The sequence below is a fragment of the Methylorubrum podarium genome (genome assembly GCF_040270385.1).
GTDB classification, from domain to species: domain Bacteria; phylum Pseudomonadota; class Alphaproteobacteria; order Rhizobiales; family Beijerinckiaceae; genus Methylobacterium; species Methylobacterium podarium.
Genome location: NZ_JBELQE010000121.1, coordinates 1 through 6,289, shown reverse-complemented (window position 1 = coordinate 6,289; position 6,289 = coordinate 1). Strand labels below are relative to the sequence as shown.

The 6,289-nt window shown below is 71.5% G+C and carries 6 protein-coding genes; 4 read left to right on the top strand and 2 right to left on the bottom strand.

The window, feature by feature from the left end; translation table 11 throughout:
- On the top strand, positions 1-200 hold a 200-nt coding region (locus tag ABS772_RS23185), incomplete at its 5' end, for a hypothetical protein (protein WP_350397044.1).
- Positions 201-249: 49 nt separating this feature from the next.
- Here the strand turns inward: ABS772_RS23185 and ABS772_RS23180 are convergent.
- Positions 250-879, bottom strand: coding sequence for a superoxide dismutase family protein (locus tag ABS772_RS23180; RefSeq protein ID WP_350397043.1), 630 nt, complete (start codon positions 877-879; stop codon positions 250-252).
- A gap of 309 nt (positions 880-1,188) precedes the next feature.
- Here ABS772_RS23180 and ABS772_RS23175 point away from each other — a divergent pair, with 309 nt between their 5' ends.
- The 3 genes from ABS772_RS23175 (at position 1,189) to ABS772_RS23165 (ending at position 4,740) form a co-directional block, all read left to right on the top strand.
- Positions 1,189-1,944 carry a TlyA family RNA methyltransferase gene (locus ABS772_RS23175; protein ID WP_350397042.1) on the top strand — a complete coding sequence of 252 codons (756 nt, stop codon included), beginning with the start codon at positions 1,189-1,191 and terminating at the stop codon, positions 1,942-1,944.
- Positions 1,944-3,254 (top strand): class I SAM-dependent RNA methyltransferase, encoded by a 1,311-nt coding sequence (locus ABS772_RS23170; RefSeq protein ID WP_407943015.1) that lies wholly within the window; start codon positions 1,944-1,946, stop codon positions 3,252-3,254. Before ABS772_RS23175 ends, ABS772_RS23170 begins: the two co-directional genes overlap by 1 nt.
- A 1,213-nt stretch (positions 3,255-4,467) precedes the next feature.
- Positions 4,468-4,740 carry a hypothetical protein gene (locus ABS772_RS23165; RefSeq protein WP_350397039.1) on the top strand — a complete coding sequence of 91 codons (273 nt, stop codon included), beginning with the start codon at positions 4,468-4,470 and terminating at the stop codon, positions 4,738-4,740.
- Here the strand turns inward: ABS772_RS23165 and ABS772_RS23160 are convergent.
- Complete coding sequence (locus tag ABS772_RS23160) at positions 4,697-6,028, bottom strand: glycosyltransferase family 61 protein (RefSeq protein WP_350397038.1); 1,332 nt, start codon at positions 6,026-6,028, stop codon at positions 4,697-4,699. The two genes, ABS772_RS23165 and ABS772_RS23160, sit on opposite strands and share 44 nt — an antisense overlap.
- Positions 6,029-6,289: the final 261 nt, after the last annotated feature.

Sequence of the window (6,289 nt, the reverse complement as noted above, 5' to 3'; positions counted from 1 at the left end):
CGGAGCGCGGCGTTCTGGATGCAGGCCGCGTCCGGGTTCGCACGCTGACGCTTCCCGATGTCTACCAGGACCACGACAAGCCGGAGAAGATGTACGCCGAGGCCGGTCTCGATGCCGAGGGCATCCTCAAGGCCGTCCGCGCCGCCCTGCCGGAGAAGGCGGCGCAGCGCGAGGGCAGCGTGGTGAGCCTGAAGCGGTAGCGTCGCAAAGAACCCTCTCCCGCAGAGGGGAGAGGGCTTCCGCGGCCAGCTACTTGATCACCGCGCAGCCGATCCGCGGGCCCGCGCCGCCGATCGGCTGGCTGGTGTGGTCGTCCTCGTTGGCGTGGATGATCAGCGCCGAGCCGTCGCCGTCGCGCAGGCCGCCCTCGCCGGTCAGCGGGGTCTCGCTCGACACTTCCGCGTTCACCGAGCCGTCGGCGTTGGCGTAGACGTTGGGCAGGTCGCCCTCGTCCGGGCCGTCGGGGTTGAGCAGGCCGTGCTTGCTCTGGTCGTGGTTCACGTGGGCCTTCGACTTCTCGAACTTCTCGGTGTCCGAGCAGTCGCCGACGGCGTGGAAATGGATGCCGTGCCAGCCCGGAGGCAGGCCGCCGGGCTGGATCGTCAGCCGCATCACCAGGGAGTTCGCTCCGTCGCGGATCATGATCTTGCCGATGGTCTCACCCTTGCCGTTGGTGATCCCGCTCTCGTAGGTCTGCGGTGCGCTCGCGGCCTCGGTCTTGGCGGGGGGCGGCTCCTTGGGGGCCTCCTTCGCATCCTGCGCGAGGGCGGATCCGGCGAGGCCCGCGAGCAGGGCCGCGGCCAAGGGGATGGCCAAGGGGATGGCTAGGGGGACGGCCAGAGGAAGGCGTCGAATCGCAGGCATCGTGGCCCCTCGCATGATGGCACCTCTCATGAACTGACTCGCTCCGTTGCGTCCCGGCGGTCCCGCCCGGCACCGCGCCGCCGCTTGAGGCGGTGCGGAATCCGGGCTACCGCGGCCGGTGGATGTCGCATCGCCCGGTTCGGACAAGCCGGCACGCACCGTCTCAGGCGATGCTCTAGGTAACGCGACGCGGCGCGTTTCGACAGGGGACGGACCGATCCGTCTCGATTGCGAGAGCGTCGTCTGCTGAGGACGGCGGGTCAGGACGACGGGCCAGAACGCGTGGCCAAGACGCGGCCGGACGTGTTCCGGAAGGGAGATCCGATGACGGGCGAGCGGGTGCGGGCCGACCGGTTCCTGGTCGAGCACGGGCATTTCCGCAGCCGGGCGCAGGCGCGGGCGGCGATCGAGGCCGGCCTCGTCCACGCCGACGGCGGCCTCGTCGCGCGCCCCTCGGACCTCATCGGCGCGGGCGCGCGGATCGAGGCCTCGGCGCCCCACCCCTACGTCTCCCGCGGCGGTCTCAAGCTGGCCGCGGCGCTCGACGCCTTCGGCCTCGACCCCGCCGGCCTGCCCTGCCTCGATGTCGGCGCCTCGACCGGCGGCTTCACCGACGTGCTGCTGCGGCGCGGGGCCGCCCATGTCCACGCCGTCGATGTCGGCCGCGACCAGCTCGACCTGCGCTTGCGCGCCGACCCGCGGGTGACCAGCCTGGAGGGCACCGATATCCGCGCCCTCGCCCCGGCTGCGATCCGGCCCGCGCCGCGTCTTGCGACCATCGACGTGAGCTTCATCGGCCTGCGGCTGGTCCTGCCGGCGGTGGCCGCGCAGCTCGCCGACGAGGCGACCCTCGCCGCGCTGATCAAGCCGCAATTCGAGGCCGGCCGCGAGCGGGTCGGGCGCGGCGGCCTCGTGCGCGATCCGGAGGTCCATGCGGAGGTGTGCGAGAGCGTGCGCGCCGTGCTCGTCGGCCTCGGCTTCACCGTGTCGGGGCCGATCCCCTCCCCCATCGAGGGCGGAGACGGCAACCGCGAGTTCCTGGTCGCCGCCGAGCGTTCCGCTCAGGCGTGCCCCGCATGATGGTTGATATGTCCGACGTCGCCCGAGACAACCTGCCCGAAGAAATCCTGACCATCGCCCGGCTCGGCGCACGCGGCGACGGCCTCAGCGAGGACGGGCTGCCGGTGCCCGGTGCGCTCCCCGGCGAGCGCGTGCGGGTGCACCGCGGCGACCGGATCGGCACGCTGGTCGCGGTGGAGGAGGCGTCGCCGGAGCGGATCGCGCCGTTCTGCCCCTACTTCTCCGCCTGCGGCGGCTGCGCCGTGCAGCACCTCGCGCCGGACCCCTACGCCGCGTGGAAGCGCGGCATCGTCGGCGGCGCGCTGGCGCAGGCCCGCATCGAGACCGAGCTGAGGCCGCTCGTGGACGCCCGCGGCACCGGACGGCGGCGGATCACCCTGCACGTGCGCGAGATCGAGGGCCGGGCGGAGGCCGGGCTGATGGAAGCGCGCAGCCACGCGCTGGTGGCGATCGAGCATTGCCCGATCACCGTGCCGGGCCTGCACCGGGCGCCCGCGGTGGCGGAGGCGCTGGCCGCGCCGCTCGGGCACGGCCGCAAACCGCTGGACGTCGCCGCCACCGCCACGGCGACCGGCCTCGACATCGACATCCGCGGCCACGGGCCGGTGAGCGAGGGCGTGCGCGGCGTCCTCACCCGGCTCGCCGGCGAACTCGACCTCGCCCGGCTCTCGCTCCACGGCGACGTCGTGGTCGAGCGCCGCCCGCCCGCCGTCGGCGAGGGCCCGGCCCGGCGCGTGCCGCCGTCCGGCGGCTTCCTCCAGGCGACCCAGGCCGGAGAGGCGGCGCTGACCGCCCTGGTGCTGGAGGCGATGGACGAGGGAAAGGCCAGGGTGCGGCGGGTCGCCGACCTGTTCTGCGGCAGCGGCCCCTTCGCCCTGACGCTCGCCGCCGGGGGCCGCGAGGTCCACGCGGTCGAGGGCGAGGCCGCGGCGATCACCGCCCTCACCCGCGCCTACCGGGCCGGCGCCGGCTTCGCCCGGATCACGGCGGAGGCCCGCGACCTGTTCCGCCGGCCGCTGCTCGGGCCGGAACTCGACGCCCTCGACGCGGTGGTGTTCGACCCGCCCCGCGCCGGGGCCGAGGCGCAGGTGCGCCGGATCGCGGAGTCGAAGGTCCCCCTCGTCGTCGGCGTCGCCTGCGACCCCGGCACCTTCACCCGCGACGCCGCGACCCTGATCGCGGGCGGCTACCGGCTGGAGCGGGTCACGCCGGTCGATCAGTTCGCGTGGTCGGCCCATGTCGAGCTGGTCGGGGTGTTCCGCAAGGACGCGCGCAAGCCGGCGGGACGGACGCTGCGCCGCCCGCGTTAGCCGGCGTCGCGGCTGAGGGCGGGCACCGCGCCTCGCCGTGACCGGAACCGACGGCGGTCGGGCTCTCCCTTCAAGCCTTGTCCGAGCTAGATAGAAACTCGCTGCCTGAGCGGGTGCGGCGCTGGATCCATCCACGCCTTAGTTTCATTCGTCAGGATCCGCGCAGTCGGTGGCAACTCATACGGTTTCCGGTCGATCACCTCGGGTATCGCCCCCTCTCCTCCCCCTTGTGGGGAGGAGGCAGGAGGTGGGGGTGGTGCCGGATCGAGCGCAGCGGTGCCGTCTGCACCACCCCATCCCGAACCCCTCCCCACAAGGGGGAGGGGACAGGCCATGCTCTGACCGAGGCGTTCAAGCCGAAACCGTATCAGAGGGAATCCCGGTTGCTTGGCCAAGCGGGACTCCTCAGCTCTTCCGGACAGCCGTGATGGCTGCGCGTTCCTCATGGACGAAGGAAGAGGCAGAACAATTCAATGCGAGCGCACAAGTCGCGCGCATTGTTCACCCTGACCTTCGCAAGACACGGCCTCGAGATGATACGTTCCGGTCAATTCACCCATGAGGACGCGCGCTGCAGTTCCCACAGGCACAGAGATTACTGCCAATGACAATACGAATAGGACTAGAATGACTGATTTAATTGACATAAATTCGCGCATTTGTCACCTTTAAGCGCGTTTGAATTGGAAGATACAGATCAAGATATCAACCGTCTTGACGAAGAATGCGAGATGCGGACTTCGCCCGTTCCGGCAAGCTACGGAAGATCAGAAGCGAAGCTATCAATTTCGCGGCAACGTCTCATCCTTTGTAATGGACGCCCGCCTCGGGACTATCGAAAATCCGGAGGTCCATCAGCCGGGTCGGCCTAAACCGGGGCAACCTGTTGACGCGCCGCAGCGAGAGCACGCGCCGAACCAGCCTCCCGATCGTCGGAGCGTGTCCGAGGACCGCCTCACAATCCCCCGACCCCGCCCGTTTTCTTTTCGGCCGCGCCGGCGCGGAGATTTCGCGAGACACGCTAAAGCCCAATTCCGTAAGCCAGAATCCCTGTTCAGAGCGATTCTCCGACGCTGCGACGCACAACGATGTGTGTCACCACACGTTGCGTCGCAACATGGCGACCCATCTCCTGCGTGTCGGGTCGCGGATCTCCGCACAGGTTTCGGGGCCGCGATCCGGCACAGGCAGACTTTTGTCAGGAACTACGATCATGACAACTCGGCTTTCCCGCTCCGCCGCCCTTGCCGCTCCCTTCGTCGCGCTCGGCCTCACGGTCGGCGGCGCCGTCGCCCAGCCGGCCGCACCGTCGCCGACGGTGAGCCTCGGCTACACCGCGAGCCCGTTCGGCGGCCAGAGCTACGCCGCCCCGCAACCGCCGCACGCGGTGATGGGTGCGCCCGGAGGCATCGAGTGGAACGCTTCCGAGACGACCGGCTCCGTCACGGAGCGTCCGGAGCAGGCCCCGCGCGCCGGGCGTCGCTGAACCGGGCCGGATCGGCCGCGGCGAGCGCGGCCATCAGCTCGGCGGGCTCCACCGCAAAATCGTACAGGTGCGCGGGCCAGTCCGGAGGGACCGCCGAGCCCGGCCCCGGGGCGACCCGCGGCCCGAACACTGCACGATAGCTCTCGCCGCGGAGAGCGGCGAGCTCGGCATAGAACGGGTCTTCCCAGCCCTCCGGCACGAGGTGGAGGATCGGGGTTCCCGGCTCGCAGAACACCGTGTTGGCCATGCCCGCCCCGGCGATGCCGACGACGATCTCGGCGCTGGCGAACCGCACCGCCTGCTGCCGCACGCTGGCGAGCTCCGGGTCGAAAGGTTCGAAGCCGAGGCGGCGCAGCAGGCTGAGCACGGCCTCGCGGTTGGCGAGCCCCCGTCCCCGTCCCGGATGCCGGTCGACGAACAGGCGCCGGCCCCGCCCGGCCAAGGCCCTCAACCCGAACAACCCGCGCCGCAGGCGCGTCCGCGCGCGCACCTGCCGGGTGAGAGAGCGCAGCGCGTGCGGGGACTTGCCCGTACTCGGCAGGCTGCACGGCGTGGCGTGGTGCAGGCGGGCGAAGTGGTAGGTCTTGGACCGGTCGAGGAAGCGGATCGAGACGCCGCGCCCGCGGCCGAGACAAAGCTCGATCGAGCGCCGCCGCGCCGCGTCGATATGCGCGAAGTAGGAGACCAGCGCGACGGTGACCGGCACCCCCGGATGCTGCGCGCTCAGCCCGTCGAGGGCGCGCAGGCGCGGCAGGTCGTCGATCAGCCAGTGGCCGTAATTGAACGAGCCGGCCGAGTTGAGGAGGAAGACGAGCCCCTCCCCCTCGCCGACGGTCTCGTCGACGTGGCGAAAATCGGGGCCGGGGCCGGGCACGACGTGCCGCTCCTGCGGCCGGTAGGTCTCGAACAGCACCTGCGGCCGGCCGTCCTCGACGAGGAACAGGGCGTTGCCCGAGAGCCGGACGTCGCGGGTCTCGCACAGCAGCGTCGGCGGTCCGGGCGGGAGCGGGGCGGCGAGCGCCGCGCCGAGCTTCTCCCGGAAGGCGGCCGTGCCGCCGAAGAGCTGCGGCGGCGGGGGGCTATGGGCCGGAAAGCCGGGGAACACCGTGCCGAGCACGCGGGTGTTGCGGCTCACCCGCCCCCGCAGCCGGTCGAGCAGGGCGGCGTCGCCGGCAAAGCCCCCGTCACGGTAGAGGCGCTCGGCCTCGCAGGTGAGGACGAGGTTGTCCTCGATCAGCCGCGCATGCGCCGCGTCCGGTCCCGTCTCGTCCCATCCCGACGCGTCCAAGCCTGCTCCTCGCGGATCACCGTCCGCTCAAGGGAATCGCAACACGGCTAGCATATCGCTGTCGGCGAGGCGCGCCGCGCATTTGCCTCGGAGCCGCCGGGGCCTGTAGGGAGCCTCGGCCCGTCTGCCGGAGAGTGAGCTTGTCAGCGATCGCGTCGCGTGGGGTGCCGGACACGGTGTGCCGTTCGGAGAAGCACCGGTCCGGGGCGTCCGCGCGCGCTCCGATCGCCGCGCGCCGCTTCGGGGCGGGAGGTGCCCGCC